This is a genomic window from Rhodococcus ruber NBRC 15591, from assembly GCF_001894945.1.
Taxonomy (GTDB): domain Bacteria; phylum Actinomycetota; class Actinomycetes; order Mycobacteriales; family Mycobacteriaceae; genus Rhodococcus; species Rhodococcus ruber.
In genome coordinates this window covers 138797-156869 of the sequence record NZ_BCXE01000035.1, presented here as the reverse complement: position 1 = coordinate 156869, position 18073 = coordinate 138797, and the positions used below count along the sequence as shown (strand labels likewise).

Annotated in this window: 16 protein-coding genes and 1 pseudogene; 8 read left to right on the top strand and 9 right to left on the bottom strand. The window is 72.1% G+C overall.

Annotated elements, in window-relative coordinates; genetic code table 11:
• Window positions 1–111: 111 nt before the first annotated feature.
• The 6 genes from RR3_RS21380 to RR3_RS21355 all read left to right on the top strand — a co-directional run bounded on the left by RR3_RS21380 (window position 112) and on the right by RR3_RS21355 (window position 9229).
• The gene (locus RR3_RS21380) at window positions 112–819 is read left to right on the top strand and encodes a ScbR family autoregulator-binding transcription factor (RefSeq protein ID WP_010595535.1); all 708 of its coding nucleotides are present in this window, start codon (window positions 112–114) and stop codon (window positions 817–819) included.
• A gap of 173 nt (window positions 820–992) precedes the next feature.
• Window positions 993–2528 (top strand): multicopper oxidase family protein, encoded by a 1536-nt coding sequence (locus RR3_RS21375; protein WP_064066072.1) that lies wholly within the window; start codon window positions 993–995, stop codon window positions 2526–2528.
• A 10-nt stretch (window positions 2529–2538) separates the two neighbouring features.
• The gene (locus RR3_RS21370; RefSeq protein WP_010595537.1) at window positions 2539–3456 is read left to right on the top strand and encodes an ABC transporter ATP-binding protein; all 918 of its coding nucleotides are present in this window, start codon (window positions 2539–2541) and stop codon (window positions 3454–3456) included.
• The gene (locus tag RR3_RS21365; RefSeq protein ID WP_234420099.1) at window positions 3453–5036 is read left to right on the top strand and encodes an ABC transporter permease; all 1584 of its coding nucleotides are present in this window, start codon (window positions 3453–3455) and stop codon (window positions 5034–5036) included. The genes RR3_RS21370 and RR3_RS21365 overlap by 4 nt, the downstream gene beginning before the upstream one ends.
• A gap of 57 nt (window positions 5037–5093) precedes the next feature.
• A complete protein-coding gene (locus tag RR3_RS21360) occupies window positions 5094–7217 on the top strand; it encodes an MMPL family transporter (RefSeq protein WP_064066070.1) in 2124 nt (707 codons plus the stop codon).
• Between the two features lie 32 nt (window positions 7218–7249).
• Window positions 7250–9229, top strand: a complete 1980-nt coding sequence (locus tag RR3_RS21355) for an SDR family oxidoreductase (protein WP_064066069.1) — start codon at window positions 7250–7252, stop codon at window positions 9227–9229.
• 58 nt (window positions 9230–9287) lie between these two features.
• Here RR3_RS21355 and RR3_RS21350 read toward each other — a convergent pair whose 3' ends face one another.
• From RR3_RS21350 to RR3_RS25350, 6 genes and pseudogenes are all read right to left on the bottom strand, one after another.
• A complete protein-coding gene (locus RR3_RS21350; protein WP_026137513.1) occupies window positions 9288–10160 on the bottom strand; it encodes a ferredoxin family protein in 873 nt (290 codons plus the stop codon).
• A 4-nt stretch (window positions 10161–10164) separates the two neighbouring features.
• On the bottom strand, window positions 10165–10758 hold the full coding sequence (locus RR3_RS21345) for a YdeI/OmpD-associated family protein (protein WP_010595543.1): 594 nt from the start codon (window positions 10756–10758) through the stop codon (window positions 10165–10167).
• A gap of 2 nt (window positions 10759–10760) precedes the next feature.
• Window positions 10761–11282: a hypothetical protein gene (locus RR3_RS21340; protein WP_010595544.1), complete on the bottom strand. Its 522-nt coding sequence runs from the start codon at window positions 11280–11282 to the stop codon at window positions 10761–10763.
• Between the two features lie 118 nt (window positions 11283–11400).
• Window positions 11401–11883 carry a hypothetical protein gene (locus tag RR3_RS21335; protein WP_010595545.1) on the bottom strand — a complete coding sequence of 161 codons (483 nt, stop codon included), beginning with the start codon at window positions 11881–11883 and terminating at the stop codon, window positions 11401–11403.
• Between the two features lie 505 nt (window positions 11884–12388).
• Window positions 12389–12856 (bottom strand): DIP1984 family protein, encoded by a 468-nt coding sequence (locus RR3_RS21330; protein WP_026137514.1) that lies wholly within the window; start codon window positions 12854–12856, stop codon window positions 12389–12391.
• Between the two features lie 179 nt (window positions 12857–13035).
• A pseudogene (locus RR3_RS25350) lies at window positions 13036–13236 on the bottom strand (HNH endonuclease); the annotation flags it as partial.
• 32 nt (window positions 13237–13268) lie between these two features.
• Here RR3_RS25350 and RR3_RS21320 point away from each other — a divergent pair.
• On the top strand, window positions 13269–13571 hold the full coding sequence (locus RR3_RS21320; protein WP_017679640.1) for a nucleoside triphosphate pyrophosphohydrolase: 303 nt from the start codon (window positions 13269–13271) through the stop codon (window positions 13569–13571).
• A gap of 23 nt (window positions 13572–13594) precedes the next feature.
• On the opposite strand, the gene RR3_RS21315 is transcribed toward RR3_RS21320, so the two are convergent.
• From RR3_RS21315 to imuA', 3 genes are read right to left on the bottom strand one after another with little or no spacing between them, the layout of a single operon-like run.
• On the bottom strand, window positions 13595–14350 hold the full coding sequence (locus tag RR3_RS21315; RefSeq protein ID WP_026137515.1) for an alpha/beta fold hydrolase: 756 nt from the start codon (window positions 14348–14350) through the stop codon (window positions 13595–13597).
• Window positions 14351–14365: 15 nt separating this feature from the next.
• Window positions 14366–15934: a DNA polymerase Y family protein gene (locus RR3_RS21310; protein WP_064066067.1), complete on the bottom strand. Its 1569-nt coding sequence runs from the start codon at window positions 15932–15934 to the stop codon at window positions 14366–14368.
• A complete protein-coding gene (imuA', locus tag RR3_RS21305; RefSeq protein ID WP_026137516.1) occupies window positions 15931–16716 on the bottom strand; it encodes a DnaE2-dependent mutagenesis accessory factor ImuA' in 786 nt (261 codons plus the stop codon). The genes RR3_RS21310 and imuA' overlap by 4 nt, the downstream gene beginning before the upstream one ends.
• Window positions 16717–16879: 163 nt before the next feature.
• Between imuA' and RR3_RS21300 the strand changes: the two genes are divergently transcribed.
• Window positions 16880–18073, top strand: coding sequence for a serine/threonine-protein kinase (locus RR3_RS21300; protein WP_064066095.1), 1194 nt, complete (start codon window positions 16880–16882; stop codon window positions 18071–18073).

Genomic DNA, 18073 nt, shown 5'->3' with positions numbered 1-18073 from the left:
GGGAGCGGAGGGGTGAGGGTCCGTTCGGGCAGGCTCGGGGGGCCGGCCCGAACGGACCACCCCCGGTCCGCACCCGGTCACGCAGGGCGGCCGACAATGCGAGGAGTGGAGATGACCCGGGACTGCGTCGGTGCACCGACCGTCGAGCCGGCAGCCACTCCGGCCGCTGCGAATCCGCCGTCCGAGGCTCCCGCGGTCGGGCGCCCGGCCCAGCAGCGCGCGATCCGGACCCGACAGCAGATCCTTCTCGCCGCCGCGCGGTTGTTCGCCGACAACGGCGTGCACGGCACGGCCCTCGCCGAGGCCGCAGCCTCGGCCGAAGTGACCAAGGGAGCGCTGACCTTCCACTTCCCCACCAAGGACGCCCTGGTGCAAGCGTTGATCAGCGAACAGCAACAGCGCACCCGTGCCGCGATCGGCACCGTCCTGCACGCCGACGGCCCCGCCCTCGAGCAGCTGGTCGCGCTCACCCATGCGCTCGGACGGTTGTTCAGCGAAGATCTGATCGTCCAGGCCGGACTGCGGCTGACCGGCGAGTACGAACGCGCCGACCGCGAGGCCTACCGAAGCTGGATCACGGTGTTCGAAGCCCTGTTCCGGCGTGCGTCGGACGAAGAGGAACTGAGCGCCCGACTGGACCCGGCCGCGCACGCCCGGTTCCTCGTCTCCTCCGTCGCGGGGGTGTACCTGCTGTCGATGGTTCTCGCCGACCGCGCGGACCTCGAGGCCCGCCTCGACCAGATGTGGGAGCTGTTGCTCCCCAGCATCGTCCGGGCCGATCGGCACGATCGGATCCCGGCGATCCGCTCTGCGCGCTGACGGGTCCCCTGCCGGTTCGCGACGAGAAGGCGGTTCCCGCGGCACCGGCCGAGCCTCGGGCCCGGCAACCACCCGCTCGTCAGAGGAACCCCCCCGTTCGGTCCGCCGGGAGCACCCGCGCACACCGGTCCTTTCGGGGTTGTCCCCCAGTCCGATTTCCGGTGTGTGCCCGGATGTGCCGCCCCGCCCGCCGCAGCAGTATCGATCTCGTGAAGCGGGTCCTGCTGCAACTCTCCGGCGCGCTCGTCGCCGTGATCGTCGTCCTCACGGCGATCGCGGGCGGCCTCGTCGCGCACGCGTGGAACTCGGCGGTGGTCGACACCACCGGCCGGGTCACCTTCGACCGTGCGCTGCGCATCCCGCCGCTCGCGACGAGCACGATCGCACCCGACGGGGTCCGCGTGTTCGACCTGACCATGCAGCGCGGCACCACGGACCTCGGGCACGGTCCCGGCACCCGGACCTGGGGCGTGAACGGGTCGTACCTCGGGCCGACGCTGCGTGCCGGCCGCGGCGAACAGGTCCGGGTGAACGTCACCAACGAGCTCGACGAGGCGAGCACCCTGCACTGGCACGGCATGCACCTGCCGGCCGCCGTGGACGGCGGCCCGCACCAGCCGATCGCCCCGGGGGCGACGTGGAGTCCGCAGTGGACGATCGACCAGCCGGCCGCGACGCTGTGGTACCACCCGCACCCGCACGGCACCACCGCCGACCACGTCTACCGCGGGATCGCCGGACTGTTCCTGCTCGACGACCCGGCCGGCGGTCCACCCCTGCCCGACCGGTACGGGATCGACGACATCCCACTCGTGGTGCAGGACAAGCGGTTCGACCGTGACCAACTCGCCACCGACGGCGCGATGTTCGCCGCCGTCGGCCTCCTCGGCGACGAGATCGTCGTCAACGGCACCCCGCGGCCCTACCTCGACGTCACCGCCGAGCGGATCCGGCTGCGGTTGCTCAACGCCTCCAACGCTCGCGTGTACAACTTCTCCTTCGACACCGGTCTGCCGTTCCTGCTCGTCGGCACCGACGGCGGCCCGCTCACGAATCCGGCACCGATGCGCCGCATCCAGCTCTCCCCCGGCGAGCGCGCCGAGATTGTCGTCGCGCTGCCCGCGGGCGCGACGACCGTGCTCCGCAGTACCCCGCCGGACCTGGGTGCGGACTTCTGGCAGACCAGGTTCTCCGGCGGTGACGACGAGTTCGACATCCTCGAGCTGCGCGCCGCGCGCACGCTCACGCCCAGCGCGCAGGTGCAGGGGGAACCGGTCACCCACGAGGATCCCGGTCCCCCCGACGTCACCCGGCACCTGGACCTCACCGGCTCCGGCACCATCGACGGCCGCGAAACGGACATGTCCCGGATCGACCAGACCGTCGCCGCCGGCGCCACGGAGGTGTGGGAGGTCCGCAACAGCAGCGGCACGATCCACAACTTCCACGTCCACGGGACGAGCTTCCGCGTTCTCGGTGACGGCCACCCCGCCCTGTCCGGCCCGAAGGACACCGTCTACATCGCACCGGGGCGCACCGTCCGGCTGCTGATGCGGTTCACCGGTCACCCCGATCCCGCGACGCCGTACATGTACCACTGCCACCTGCTCCGGCACGAGGACGACGGCATGATGGGGCAATTCGTCGTCGTCGGCCCGGATGCGGCGCCGCCACCCGAACCGCCCGCCCACACCGTCGTCCACGAGTAGCGTGCGTCCCATGACGTCCGCGATCCGGATCGAGGGACTGGTCAAGCGATTCGGACGCTTCACTGCGCTCGACGGCCTGGATCTGGAGGTCGCCGCGGGCGAGGTGCACGGCTTCCTCGGCCCCAACGGGGCCGGCAAGTCCACCACGTTGCGGGTCCTGCTGGGTCTGCTCCGGCCGGACGCCGGGCACGTCGGGCTGCTCGGCGGCGACCCCTGGCGCGACGTGGTGAGCCTGCACCGACGGCTCGCCTACGTGCCGGGCGACGTGAGCCTGTGGCCCGGAATGACCGGCGGCGAGGCGATCGATCTGCTCGGCCGGTTGCGCGGCGGACTCGACCGGCGGCGCCGCGCGGCCCTACTCGACCGGTTCGAACTCGACCCGACCAGACGCGGCCGCACCTATTCGAAGGGCAACCGGCAGAAGGTGGCGCTCGTCGCGGCCCTGGCCTCGGACGTGGAACTGTTGCTGCTCGACGAGCCGACCTCGGGGCTCGACCCGGTCATGTCCGCGGTGTTCCACGACGAGATCACCCGGGAGAAGCGGCGCGGGCGGACGGTCCTGCTGTCGAGCCACGTGCTCAGCGAGGTCGAGACGCTCGCCGACCGGATGAGCATCATCCGCGACGGCCGGGTCGTCGAGACCGGCACGCTCGAGGACATGCGTGCGGATCTGCGCTCGACGATCGACGCTGTCCTCGCCGCCCCCGTGGCCGACCCGGCGGCACTGACCGCGCTGCCCGGGATCCACGACGTGCGCATCGACGGCCCGCGCGTGCACTGCGCGGTCGAGCACGGCCACGCCGGCCCGGTGCTCGCGGCTCTGGGCCGCAACGACATCCGCAGCATCACCGTCTCGCCACCGTCCCTCGAGGAGTTGTTCCTGCGGCACTATCACCGGCACGGCCGCGACGGGCAGGCCCCGACGTGAGGGCCTCGTGGGCGGGGATGCGGCCGCTGCTGCGGGCCACCGCCGAGCAGGACCGCGGCAACGTCGCGCCGTGGATCGTGCTCGTCACGGCGCTGTCGGTGTCGTCGGTCCTCGCCTACGGCTGGGTGTTCCCGGACGCGGCGAGCCGCCGCACCCTCGATGCCACCCTCGGCGCGAACCCGGCGCTGCGGGTCGTGTTCGGCCCGGCGCGCGACCTGACCTACGCGGACGGATTCAACGCGTGGCGGGCCGGGGCGCTCGGCGCGTTCTTCACGGCCCTGATGGCGATCCTGGCCGTCATCCGCAACAGCCGCGCCCACGAGGATTCGGGTCAGGCCGAACTCGTCGCCTCGGGCGTCGTCGGCCGCCAGGCCCGGCTGGCGACGGCCGTCGCGTGGTCGTCGCTGGCCTCCGTCGCGCTCGGTGTCGTCTGTGCGGGCGCGACGATCCTCGTCGGCGGCGGTGTCGCCGACTCGGTCACGCTGGCCGCGACGTTCACCGCGTCCGGGCTGGTGTTCGGCGCGCTCGCCGCGGTCACCGCCCAGCTGGGGTCCTACGCGCCCACCGCCACCACCCTGGCGATCGGGGTGCTCGGAGCCTGTCTGCTGGTCCGCGCCTACGTCGACGTGGTCGCCCCCGACGGGTGGGCGATCTGGACGACCCCGCTGGGCTGGGTGCAGCAGGTTCGCCCGGCGGCGGGAAACGACTGGTGGCCCCTGGCGGCCTGCCTTGTGCTGACCGCGGTACTGCTGTTGATCGCGTTCGTCCTGCAGGCCCGGCGCGATTTCGGGGTCGGTGTGATCGCGCCGTCGCCGGGGCCCGCAGAAGGCGGGGCGGGAACGAACGTGTGGGGCCTGGCGCTGCGTCTGCACCGCGGCGCGCTCGCCGCGTGGACGACGGTGTTCGTGGCGCTCGGGGTGGTGTTCGGTTTCATGTCCACCACGTTCACGGAGGTCTTCGCCGACAACCCGGCGCTCGGCTCGCTGCTCGGGAGCGGACGCGGCTCGCTCGTCTTCGGTTTCGTGGTGACGATGCTGCAGCTGATGGGCATCGTCGCCGCCGTGTTCGGGGTCCAGGTGATGATGCGGCTGCGCGCCGAGGAACTGGCGCTGCGCGTCGAACCGGTGCTGGCCGGGGCCCTGACCCGGACCCGGTACTTCGCGTCGCACGCGGGAATCGCGCTGCTCGCCCCCGCGGCGGCGCTGCTCGTGGGGGCGACGCTGTTCGCGTACGTCTCGTCGGCGCGGGGTGGACGGATCGCGGCCGGGGATCTGATCCGCCAGGCGCTCGTGACGATTCCCGCGGTGTGGGTGCTGGTCGGGTTCGCGGTCGCGGTGATCGGCGCCCGGCCCCGGGCGCGGATGCTCGGCTGGCTCGGTGTGGTCGCCGCCTTCGCGCTGACGATCCTGGGCCCGCTGTTCCGGTTGTGGAACTGGATTCTGGGAATCAGTCCGTTCCGGCACGTGCCCGTGGTGACGGCGGCACCACCGCAGTGGCTCGGGCTCGCCGTGCTCACCGCCGTGGCCGCCCTGTTCGCCGCGGTGGGGTTCGCGGGGTTCCGGCGCCGGGACGTCGGCTGAGGACCGGTCGCACTACAGTCGCGGAGCATCGGGTCGTCACCGGGAACGGAGCACCGCATGAACCGTTGGGCCGCATTCGTCGTCGACCGGCGCTGGTGGGTGCTCGGGTTGGCGGTCGTCGTCGTCGTGCTCGCGGGCGTCTGGGGCACCGGGGTGTTCGGCCGACTCTCGCAGGGCGGGTTCTACGACCCCGGCAGCGAATCGGCCGAGGTGCAGCGCATCGTGGACGACAATTTCGGTCCCCAGACCGCCGACATCATCGCGATCTACACCCCGCCACCCGGGCGCACCGTCGCCGACATCGGACCCGAGGTGACCGCGGTGCTCGATCGGTTCGCGGCCGAGGTACCCACCCGTTCGGTCGACTCCTACTGGTCGGCCACGCCACCGGCGAAGCAGCTGCTGCTGTCGAAGGACGGCGGCAGCGCGGCGGCGGCCGTCACCCTCGAGCCCGGCTCGGAGATCACCGTCACGACGTTCCAGGGTCTGCTCCCGAGACTCGAGGTCCCCGGTGTCGACGCGCAGTTCGCGGGGAACTCGGTCGTCGGCGTCGCGTTCACCACCCGGCTCGAGCGCGATCTGCTCTTCGCGGAGGCGATTGCTCTTCCGGTGACGCTGGTGCTGCTGGTGTTCATCTTCGGCGGTCTCGTCGCGGCGGCGGTCCCGGTGTTCGTCGGGGTCCTCGCCGTCCTCAGCGCTCTGGCGACGCTGCGTCTGCTCACGATGTACACGGAGGTGAGCTCGTTCGCGCTGAACGTCACGTCGCTGATCGGTCTGGGCCTGGCGATCGACTACGGCCTGTTCATCGTCAGCCGTTTCCGGGAGGAACTCGACTCCGGCGCCGACCCGGCCTCCGCGACGCGTCGCACCGTGCTCACCGCGGGCCGCACGGTCATGTTCTCGGGGCTGTTGCTGATGTGCGCCTTCGCCGGAATGCTCGTGTTCCCGCAGGCACTGCTGCGGTCCCTGGGTCTCGGTGCGATCGCCGCCGTGCTCAGCGCGGCGGTGCTCTCGCTCACCGCGATTCCCGCGCTGCTGGCGATACTCGGGCACCGCATCAACGCGCTGACGTGGCGTGAGGGCGCCGCGCGGCGGGGCGAGGCCCGGGCCCGGCGCTTCTGGGGGTCGGTGGTGACGAAGGTGATGCGCCGGCCGGCCCTGGTGGCGGTGACGATCACCGCCGGTCTGCTGCTGCTCGCCACGCCGCTGCTGCGCGCCTCCTTCGGCGAGATCGAGTACACCGCCCTGCCCGCGGGTGACCCGGCGCGTGCCGCCACCCAGACACTGCTCGACGAGTTCCCCTCCACCGGCAACGGCGTCACGCTCGTGCTGCGGGGCGACGACGGTTCCGCACCCGCCCCGGTCGCGGTCACGGCGGTATCCCGCGCGGCGGCGGACGTGGACGGCGTCGCGCAGACCGTCACCGTCGCCGCGCGGAACGACGTCGTGGTCCTGCAGGCGCTGTACGCCCAGGGGGTGGAGGAGACGCCGCAGGCGAGCGAGATCGTCCGGGAGCTACGGGATCTGCCGCCCCCGCCGGGCACCGACCTGCTCGTCGGCGGCGGCCGGGCGATGGTCGACGACAGCAATGCCGCGATCGCCCGCTCGATGCCGGCGATGATCGCGGTCATGGTGCTCTCCACCCTGGTGCTGCTGTTCCTGGCATTCGGGTCCGTGGTGCTCCCGCTCAAGGCGGTGGCGATGGCGGGTCTGAGCCTGGCCGCCACGTTCGGCGTGCTCACCTGGGTGTTCCAGCTCGGCAACGGAGCGGAGCTGCTCGGCGTGACCCCCAGCCCGCTGGAGCCGAGCTTCGTGGTGCTGATCCTGGCGGTGGTGTTCGGCCTGTCCACCGACTACGAGGTGTTCCTGATGTCGCGCATGGTGGAGGTCCGGGCCGCCGGGGCGAGCACGGAGGAGGCGGTACGGTTCGGCACCGAGCGCACCGGCCGGGTGGTGACCTCGGCGGCGTTGCTGCTGATCGTGGTGACCGGCGCGTTCACGATCTCGGGACTGTCGATCATGCGGTTCCTGGGGGTGGGGATGATCCTCGCGCTGATCATCGACGCGACCGTGGTGCGGATGCTGCTGGTGCCGTCGCTGGTCAAGCTGATGGGCGAGGCGAACTGGTGGGCGCCGGCGTGGATGAAGCGGGCGCACGCGAAGGTCGGCATCGGACACTAGAATCCGTTCTTACCTTGCAGTAGGTTCGGGTCATGGCCACGTACCTCGTCACGGGCGGGACCGGTTTCCTCGGCACGCACGTGCTCGGCCGACTGCTCGGGACCCGGCCGGACGCCGACATCCATGTGCTGGTCCGGCCGGCGTCGCTGCCGAAGTTCGAGGCCCTCCGCAGGCGTCTGGACGGTGGGTCCCGGTTGCACGCGCTGCTCGGCGATCTCACCGAACCGGGACTCGGACTCGACCCCGCCACGGTGCCGCCGGCCGAGCACGTCCTGCACCTCGGCGCGATCTACGACCTGACCGTCGGCGAGGAGCAGGCGACCACGAACGTCGCAGGTACGCGCGCGGTGATCACGCTCGCACTGGAACTGGGCGCGACCCTGCACCACGTCTCGTCCGTCGCTGTCGCCGGTGATCACCGCGGCACGTTCGCCGAGGACGACCTCGACCTGGGCCAGCGCTTCCCGTCGCCGTATCACCGCACCAAGTTCGAGGCCGAGAAGGCGGTCCGGGCGAGTCCGGTGCGCCGGCGCATCTACCGGCCGTCGGTGATCGTGGGCAGTTCCACCACCGGCGAGATCACCAAGATCGACGGTCCCTACTACTTCTTTCCCGCCCTGGCCGCGCTGGCGGCGCTGCCGTCCCGGCTGCCACTGGTCCTGCCCGACCTCGGCGACACCAACCTGGTGCCGGTCGACTACGTCGCGGCCGCGATCGTCGAACTCATGCACCGTCCCGGATCGGACGGGCGCACCTTCCACCTCGTCTCGCGCCCACAGCCGGTGCGCGAGGTGTTCGCGGCGCTGGCCGCCGCGGCGGGAGCCCCCGTTCCCGTCGCCGGTGTGCCCGGCGCGCTGGTGCGTCCGCTGTTGTCGAGCAGCGCGCTTCCCGGCCTGGACGCCGTCCGTCGTCTCGTGCTGCGCCGGGCGGGCATCCCCTCGGTCGTGCTCGACCAGCTGACCTTCCCGAGCCGGTTCACCGACCGGAACACCCGGGAGGCCCTGCGCGGCAGCGGGATCACGCTGCCCGAGTTCGCCGGGTACGCCCCGCTGCTGTGGCGCTACTGGCGCGAGCACCTCGACCCCGACCGGGCCCGCCGCGACGATCCGCGCGGACCGCTCGTGGAACGGCACGTGCTGATCACCGGTGCCTCCTCGGGGATCGGACGCGCCACCGCGATCGCCGCGGCCCGCGAGGGTGCCGTGGTCTTCGCCCTCGCCCGTCGCGCCGAGGAACTCGACGCGGTCGTCGCCGCGATCCGCGCGGACGGCGGCAGTGCGTACGCCTATCCGTGTGACGTCACCGACTCGGCTGCGGTCGAGCACACCGTGCAGGCGATCCTCGCCGAGCACGACTGCATCGACATGCTGGTCAACAACGCGGGCCGCTCGATCCGGCGCGGGCTGTACCACTCGACGGACCGACTGCACGACTTCGAACGCACCATGGCGGTCAACTACTTCGGCGCGGTGCGGGCGACCCTGGCCCTGCTGCCGCACATGCGGGCGCGCCGCTTCGGACACATCGTGAACATCAGCACCGCGGGGGTACAGGCCCGCACCCCGCGATACGCGGCGTACATCGCCTCGAAGTCCGCGCTCGAAGGATTCGCGGACGTCGCCGCCTCCGAGACGCGGGACGACGGAATCACGTTCACCACCCTCCACATGCCTCTCGTGCGGACCCCCATGATCGAGCCCACCGGGTCGTACAACCCGGGACCGGCGATCAGCCCGGAGGACGCCGCGCAGATGGTGATCCGGGCCCTCGTCGAGCGGCCCAAACGCATCGACGTGCCGATCGGCACCGTCGGTGAGTTCGCCGGTCTCTTCGCCCCGGCTCTGCGGGATCGGATGTTCGCGCTCTACTACCACGCCTACCCCGACGCGCCCGCCGCACGCGGCGAGAAGTCCGACACGCCCCCGCAGCTGCGGACGCTGCCCCGTCCGATGCTGCCGAACCCCGCGGTGCTGCGCCGGGTCGGCCGGTTGCTGCCCGGCGTGCACTGGTGAGGCGGCTGCGCCGCCGGTGTGCCGTTTGGGCGGCTGGGACCGCCCAAAGGGCACACCGCTAGAGAATCGCCACCAGTGGTCGCACCGGCTTCGGATCGGCGCCGCAGCTGACCGGGCGTGGCGGCAGCTGCCGGGCCTCGACCCGCACGCGCCAGTGACGGCCGTCGCGGTGCCGCACCACCGTTGCGGCGTCGCTCTCGTCGACGACGAACGCATCGGCGTCCGCGGTCACCCGTTCGCGCACCGCGATCTCGGCGACCTGCCCGGCCGCGGACCAGCTGCTGCGCCCCCGCAGCCCCGGCAGGTACACCTCGCCGCGGGCGGCGGCCGCCATGGCGTCCCGGCTCTGCGCGACGTCGAGCCGGCCGTAGGTGTAGCCCGTAGGCAGCAGGATCAGCGAGGGTGCGAACCGGTGCCCGCCGGTGTGCGAACACTCCCACACATCCTCGCCGAACTCCGCGGCCAGCGCCGCAGCCACAGGACGCCCCAGCACAGCGCAGCACCGGTCCCGCTTGCCGTGGGCGCACACCAGCGCGACGGGCCGGCTCACCGCGCGGCCGAGGCCGGGTGCCGGACCGGCGACGACGCGCGGGATCAGATCGAGCAGTTCCTTCGGTTCCCCGACCTCGAGCCGCTCACACCAGCTGCTGCCCGGATCGGACCGGGCCAGGAACACGGTGCGGGCGCCGCCGGGACGCGACGTGTCGCGTCCGGGTCGCCGGATGAACAGCAGCCGCACGCCGGCGGCGTCGGCCGCGGCCGAGAACTCGCCGGCGAGGTCGGGACCGAGAGCGGTACCGTCGAGGACGTCGCGCCCCCAGCCGGACGGCATCTCGAGGCACACCCAGCCCGGAGCGGTGGCGGCGGTGCCGGGCAATGGCTCGTCGAGCGCAGAGGCCGCGGAGCAGGTGGGAGGAAATGCAGGGCTCACCCGCTCATTGTGTCCGTCCGGGCTGATCGTGGAAGCGACGGCCCTCGGCAAGTTGCCGCACGAAGGCCTCGATGCGGCGTGCACGGGTCTCCGGGCGCTTCGCGGCCTGCAACCGATAGACGATCGCGTAGCGGTTGCGACCGTCGAGCGTGTCGTAGAAGGCCCGCGCGGCGGGATTGCCCGCGAGGGCGTCGAGGAAGTCCTGCGGCATCTGCGCGGTCGCCTGGCCGGGGTAGGCGCGCTCCCAGCGACCGTCTGCGCGGGCGCGGGCGACTTCCGCGGCCCCGGCTGCGCTCAGCCGGCCCTCGGCCTCGAGGCGCTCGACGAGTTCGCGGTTGCGCTGCGACCACGGGCTGCGGGCCCGGCGCGGCGTGATGCGCTGGAGGCGGAAGTCGTCGTCGAGCCTGCGCGCCTGACTGTCGATCCAGCCGTGGCACAGCAGTTCCTCGACCACCTCGGCGTAGCTCACCGACGGATGCGCCGATCCCTTCTTGGCGAGCGCGACCCAGATGCCCGGCGAATCGGTGTGGTGCTCACGCAGCCAGGTGGCGAAGGACTCCCGGTCGGGGAAGTACTCGACGGGCAACTCGTCGGCCATGGTCATCTCCCCAGCCGGCGCAGGCCGGACCGCGTCCACAGACCGAGGAAGCTCTGGGAGAGGTAGGCGAGAGAGCCGAGCGCGAGCACCCACTTCACGGTGCTGACCGTTGTCGCCGCCCGGACGGTGGTGTCGGTGATGCGGTCCCGGTGGTCGAGCAGGTACAGACCCGCGACGTTCTCGACGTAGTCCGCGGACGCGGCCACCGCCGGGGCGAGGGCGAGGGCGCGGCGGATGCGCGCAGGAACGGGCCGGTGGTCGGCGAGCGATCGCGCCCCGGCCCGCAGTGCGATGGCAAAGATCAAGGGATGCACCAGGTCCCAGTAGTAGTGTCGGCGATACCGCGCGACAGCGTCCGCATCGAGTCCGTCGAGAACCCGGCGGTACGCCGCTGCGGAGAAGGCGGTCTGGATCCGTCCGACTGCCGGCGCGGCGGGGCCGAGCACTCGGGCGATGTTGGCCTGCGACACCGCGAATACCGCTGCGGCGACCAGCAGGCGACGGTCGTGCGCGGTCCGTGCCATGCGGCGATCCTAACGTCCGGCCGGCAGCGCGGTGCCCGGTCGGACCGCTCGATCGGTCCGGCCGGGCACCCGCTTCACGTGGTCGGCGCTCAGCGCGCTCGCGCTGCGGGGGCATCCGTCACAGGCCGGCGGAGCCGCTGGTGATCGGGTTGCAGCCGCGGATTGTCGTCTGGTGCCACGTGCCGATATCCATGTAGTCCTGCTCGGGCCCGAGGATCATCCGGTACTTCACGACGTGCGAGTCCGCCAACGGATTCGGCAACGTCGGAAGCTGCTCGACAGTACCGAGCCGCACGTTGTGGGTGACGGTGCCATTGGGGACGGACTTCAGTCCGGCGAGGCGACCGGTGGGCCCGGTGCCGTAGTCCGTGCCGGTGGGCACCTCGTCGTCGACGACGAAGTCGATGGTGAAGTTCTCGAGGGCCGTGTCGTTCTCGATCGTGAAGTCGACGGAGCAGTCGTCCTTACCGTCGGCCCAGTACCGCACCGGCCCATCGTGCTTTCCGCCCTCGGGCGCGGCCGCGGCCACACCGCCGCCGAGCCCCACGCCGACACCCGCAGCGATCACGGTGGCAGCGAGTCGTTTCGTCGTGCTGCGCATGTGCGCTCCTCTCGTCGAAGAAGTAGGTGTTTCGGACGGTATCAATCATCTTCGGCCGTGCAACCCGTCGTTGCCAATCGCCGCCGGAGCCGGGGGGACGGCAACCAGACACCATTCCCGCCGTCCGCGGGAGTCAAACCGTTGTCGGCGAACCGACACCGCAACGATGCCTCGACAGCGTCCTGTCCTGCGGATTCCGTGCCGCCGGTGGCGCAGCCGGCACCCCGGAGGACGCGACTGTGATTTGCATCACACTGACTGCGTCTGCACTTCACCCGGCCGACGGCTCGTGGGTGCCCCGTCCCCGCCCTCCCCGATTCGGATCAGCACGTGGTGATGAACCGTGCCGGCGTGCACCGTGTCCTCGTGCGTCGTGCAGGGCTGCTCCGTGTGCGGGACTCGAACCCGCTGCGCTGCCCTCCGCGCGCCGGAGGATACAGACGGGTCGATTCACCGCGACCCACGGCGTGTGCTCGCTTCCGATCCGGGTACCTGCTGCCCACGATCACTCGTCGATCAGATCGACCTCCCAGTTCACGCGCTGGATCTCGAGGTCCACCCGCCGGATCCGGCGAGCCAGATCGTCGGTGGTGCGCCGCAGGTCCCGGACCGACAGCGCCGAGACGTATGCCAGTTCGGACCGGAGCTGTCGCCCGTATCGATCCTTGCCACCCGAGGCCGCGTCCGCGGCTGCGGTCAGCGCACGGTGCCGCGTCTGCAGAGCGTCCCGTTCGGCCAGGGCATCGGTGAGGGTCCGGTCTCCGACGGGGGTGGCGGTGTTCGTCTTGTTGATCCGGGCGATCAGCAGAGCATGCCGATCGACGGCGTCGGTGAGTTGTTCGAGAAGCTCGCCGGCATTCTCGGCGGGCTCCTCCCCTTCCTGATATCGGGCATTGGCCACGACTCGGACGCCGAGCTGCTCGATCCGCCGTTTCAGCTCGCCTCGTTCGGCGAGTGCCTCCGCCAGCCGCATGACGTCGAATCGTAGACGAGCGATCGAGTTCATGCGTACCCGGTTTCCGGCACCGCCGAGACCACCCATCCGGGCGGAAAAACCGTGTCCCACGTCCCGGTCCGCGAACGGCTCTGCCACGTCGGCGTGCCCGCGGGTGAGCTGCGGTACAGGCCCCGGGCGGCGGCAAGGGTGCGGTCGTCGATCACACGCTCGGCGAGCGCGTCGATCGGCACGTCGAGTGCCGCGGCCGGGTCCGCCGGCAGGTGTTCGACGCAGAAGCCGACCAGCGCCGACAGGACAGCCAGCTTGTAGGTGGCGGTGCGCGCACCGGTCTCGAGGACGGCGACGACGCGCTGACCGAGCGCGAGAGGATCCGTCGGTGGTCCGGTACCGTCCACCCCGCGACGGTAGCGCAGCGGAAGGAACCACGATGGGCAAGCTGGTCCGCGACCGGATTCCCGAGATCATCGAAGCCGACGGTCGGGTGGCGCACACTCGGATACTCGATCGGGACGAGTACCGCTGCGCCCTGCTCGACAAACTCGTGGAGGAAGCGCACGAACTCCGGCACGCGCGGGGCGACGACGAGCGGCTCGGCGAACTCGCCGACATGCACGAGGTGTTCACGGCTGCGCTCTCCGCATTCGGGATCACCGCGGACGAGGTGGTTGCCGCGGCTGCCGCCAAGCGCGCCGAACGCGGCGGCTTCGATCGCCGCATCTGGCTGGAATAGCTCTGTCGTTGCGGAACGAGTGCTCAGGTGAGGAACGGCAGCACAGTGGCCTCGAACTCGCGGTGCCGGTCGCGGTGGATGCTGTGGCCACAGGTGAAGTCGTGGACCGCGACGTCGCCGAGGACGTCCACCGCGGCCGTGAGCCGGGTCGGATCGACCATGCTGCCGGGCCCGCCCCGCAGAATCAGCGTCGGCGCGGTGATCTGCGCAAGACGTTCCCACCACATCGGATTCGGCGCGCGGAACTGGGTGATGGCCGAGCCGGTCATGGAGCGGTCGAAGGCGAAGGTCGCGCGCGGATTGCGCAGCAGGCTCGTCGAGGCGTGCCACAGTTCGCCCGGCGACGGCAGACGCCCACCGAGCACCGGCGGCGGATCGCCCGGACGCAGCGGCAGCGGGGCCTCCTCGAGCACGAGCCGGCGCACCAGGCCCGGGCGCTGCTGCGCGACGAGGGATCCGGTGTGCCCGCCGAGGGAGTGCCCGACGAGGTCGACCGTCTCGAGGCCCAGGTGCTCGCAGAGCCCGAGCACGTCGGCGCCGAACTCGTCGAAACGGTAGGACGCGGCACGGGCACTGCGTCCGTGGCCGCGCAGGTCCACCGCCACGACCCGCCGGCCGGCCGCGAGCAGTGACCGGGCGAACCGGTCCCACGTGCGGCCGTCGCCGCCCATCCCGTGCACCAGCAGCACCGGCACGGGGTGGTGGCCCGTCCTGGGAGCCGAATCCCGGTAGGCGATCGCCACCCCGTTCGGCGCGGCCGTCAGCACACTGGTCTCCACGTCCATCGAGCGTACTCACTCGTAGACGCCCTCCACATGCCAGTGCTCGTCGACGTGGATCACCAGCAGGGCCCGGGACTCCTCGAGCCGCACCTGCAGCCGTGCCACCGCCCGCGCCGCCGCCGGATCCCACCAGTACTCGTCCACCGGCCACGGCCCGGCCCACCCGCGCACCCGCCAGCTGCGGCTGCCCCAGCTCAGCCGGTCGGGATTGCCGCTGAGCAGACCACGCTCGGTCACCGTCACCGGGGTGCCCGCCGCATCCTCGAGCGCAACGGGAGGCAGGGTGGTGAGCACCACAGCCGGGGCGGGCGGCGGTAGCCGGCCCGGCCACGGCGCCGACGGATCCGTCGCCGGCACCGACTCCTCCCCCAGCGGCACGAGGGTCACCCGTTCCACCGGGCCACGTCCACCACTGAGCACCCCCACCAACACGGAGTCGGCACCGAGCAGTCCCTGCACCCGCACCAGGGCGCGCCGGGCCCGCTCGTCCTCGTCGCCGACCCCGCCCCACAAACCCAGCTGCAACGATCCCGCCGCCACCACCTCCACCGGTTCGAGCCGCAGCAGGACGATCCCGGCGGTGGGGCGGGCCGCACTGTGCCCGGTGAGCCAGCCGTCGAGTTGCCAGCGCACCCGATCGGCGGTGCCGTCCGGGGTCAGCGGCTCGGCGCAGCGCCACGTCCGGGCCAATTCCTCACCGTTGCCGGTGCGGGCGGCCACCAGCAGCCGGGTGCAGGCCACGCCCGCCGCGGCCAGCCGGGTGTGCAGCACCGCGGCAAGTGCCCGGCCGGCGAAGGCGGCCGAGTCGACCCGTTCGAGCGGCGGATCACAGGGACGTTCCACCACCAGATCGGGCGGCAGGGCACGACCGGACGGCGGCCGTTGCGGCCGTGCCCGTGCGTCGCGGTGCGCGGCGACGGCGTCCGGGCCGAAGCGGGAGGCGACGTCGGTCGGCGACAGCGCGGCGAACGCCCCGATCGTGCGCAGACCGAGCCGTTTCAGCAGGTCCACCAGGTCGACGCGCTCCGGGGCCGCCAGGGACGGCTCCAGACAGATCTCCGAAATACTCAGAGGCGCAAGGAATTCCTCGTCCCCTCCGGGCGGGACGAGGCGGGCGTGGCGGGCGGCGAGCACCGCGGTGAACAACTCGTCGGCGATCCCGACCTGGCATTCGACGCCGGTGGCGGCCACCTCGTCGATCAGCCACTCGGCCGCCGCCTCCTCGGAACCGAACCAGCGCACGACGCCGCGCGCGGCGAGCACCACCAGACCGGGACGCAGCACCTCCACGCCCGGCGTCGTCGCATCGATCGCCGCCGCCACCGGTTCGAACAACCGCGCGTCGCGACCCGGATCATCCTGGGCAACATACAAATCCGGACACCGAGCCTGAGCCTCCCGGCGCCGCAGGCCCCGTCGCACGCCGGCGGCCCGGGCCGGTGCGGAACAGGCCACCACCCGGTTGGCCGAGATCACCGCCACCGGTGCCGTCGGCGGCAGGTCGGCGGCCGCGGCGGCAGCGATCGCCGGCCAGTCCGGGCACCACAGGGCCACCACCCGGACCGGGCGGGGTTCGCTCACAGCGCCACCTCGGCAGGCCGGGGACTGCCGACCTGCGCCGGTCCGCCCGGCCGCCACTCCACCCCGGTTCGACCGGCGCACAGGTCCATTCGCGCCGACCGAGGCTGGAAGGACCGTCCCTGGGCACGCACGGAGAACCTGGTACCGCACAGTCTGCCCCGGGCCGGGGCCGACAGCCCCCGGTAACCGTGCACCGCAGCCTCGAGCCGCACGTGCGCTCCGTCCCACCGGCCGTCGGTGACCACCAGGGCTGCACCCTTGCTCCGGGCCCGAGCCACCACCGCCCGGGCCCGCGACGGCGGCACCACGACGCCCCCGAGACCGAGAACGACGAGGTCCATGCCGTCGAGCAGGACGGCGGCCACCTCCACCGGATCCGGCCCCGGGTGGGGGATCAGCGCGATCCGGCTCAACTCGGCCCCCATCTCGGCGGCAGCCAGCAGACCCAGGCGGCGATGGCCGACGACGGCGGCATGCCCACCGGCGGCGGTGGCCGAGGCCAGCACACCGAGCAGCAAAGACGTTGCCCCCGAAAAGCTTACGACGGATCCACGAGTCAGGCCGCCGTCCGGGAGCAGCCGGGCGAGAGGCTCGGGCACCGGGAGCAACCGATCGGCCGGCACCGGAGACGCGGCGGGTTCTGCCGGGCGGGGACGGGCGCTCTCCCCCCTCGCGGGGATCGCGGCGATCTGCCGACGCAACGCCTCGAGCCGTTCCTGCCGGGAAGGACCCACCGGATCCTGCGACCCACCCTCGACCCGAAACTCGGCCACCTCGCCCACACGAACTCCCCTCGCCCTGCGCCGGCCGCGTATAACACGGCCCACCGACAAACCGCGGGGAAGACGCGGTTGTTCGAACATGTATTCGAACAGCTTCAGTAGACCCGATTCCGGGGGCGCCCGTCAAGCGCTGCCCCCCGCGGCATCCACTACCCTCGTGAAGGTGTCGGAACAGGAGCGAGCGGCAAGCGTCGTCGGCCCGGATCACTTGGTGGCCGGACGTTATCGGCTCGTCTCCAAACTCGGCGGCGGTGGCATGGGGGCGGTCTGGCTCGCCCACGACACCCTGCTCGATCGGGACGTGGCCGTCAAACAGGTCACCTCGACCGTGGGCCTGCCCACGGGGGCCGCCGAGGAGATCCGCCGCCGCACGCTGCGTGAGGGCCGGATCGCCGCCCGCCTCACCCACGAGCACGCGATCGCGATGTACGACGTCGCCCTCCATTCCGGCGAGCCGTGGCTGGTCATGGAGCATCTTCCCTCCCGCAGCCTCGCCCAGGTGATGAACATCGCCGACACCCTGCCGCCGCTCGAGGTGGCGCAGATCGGCGCACACGTCGCCGATGCGCTCGCCGCCGCCCACGCAGCCGGGATCGTGCACCGCGACATCAAGCCGGGCAACATCCTCGTCGCCGAGCGCGGCCGCGAGCTGGGCACGGTCAAGATCAGCGACTTCGGCATCGCCCGCGCGAAGGGCGACCACGACCGGTCCGGCGTGATCACCGGCACCCCTGCCTTCTTCGCACCCGAAGTGGCCCGCGGTAGCGATCCCACCGAGGCCAGCGACGTCTTCTCCCTGGGCGCGACCCTCTACACCGCGATCGAGGGTCAGCCGCCGTTCGGCATCGATCCCGACTCGATCGCCCTGTTGCACCGTGTCGCCCGCGCCGAGATCATCCCGCCTACCCGCACGGGCCCACTGACCGACGTCCTGCTCGCGATGCTGGAACCCGACCCCGCCCGTCGCCCGACGATGGAGCAGGCCCGGGATCGTCTCGCCGCGGTCGTCCTCGGGGCCGACGCCGACCCGGAACTGCTCCGCGGCCGTCCGATCCTGTCCGCCGACGGAACCGTCCCCGTGTGGGCGCGGCGCGCCACCGCCCCCGTCGTGGGATCCCGGCGCACCGCGGGCGCCGGCGGCACCCTCACCGGATTGCCCGCCGCTCCCCAGCCCGTCTCGCTGCGGGGCGTACCCCGCCCCGCGGAGTTGCTGCGCCGGCTGCAGCCCACCGGCCCCCCGCCGCGCACCACACGGGAGAAGGTCGTCGCGTTCGCGCCGATGGCGATGGCGATCATGGTGGCCGTGATCGTTCTCGCGCTGATCGTGGCCCTGATCGTCGCGGTCGCCGTCAGCTGA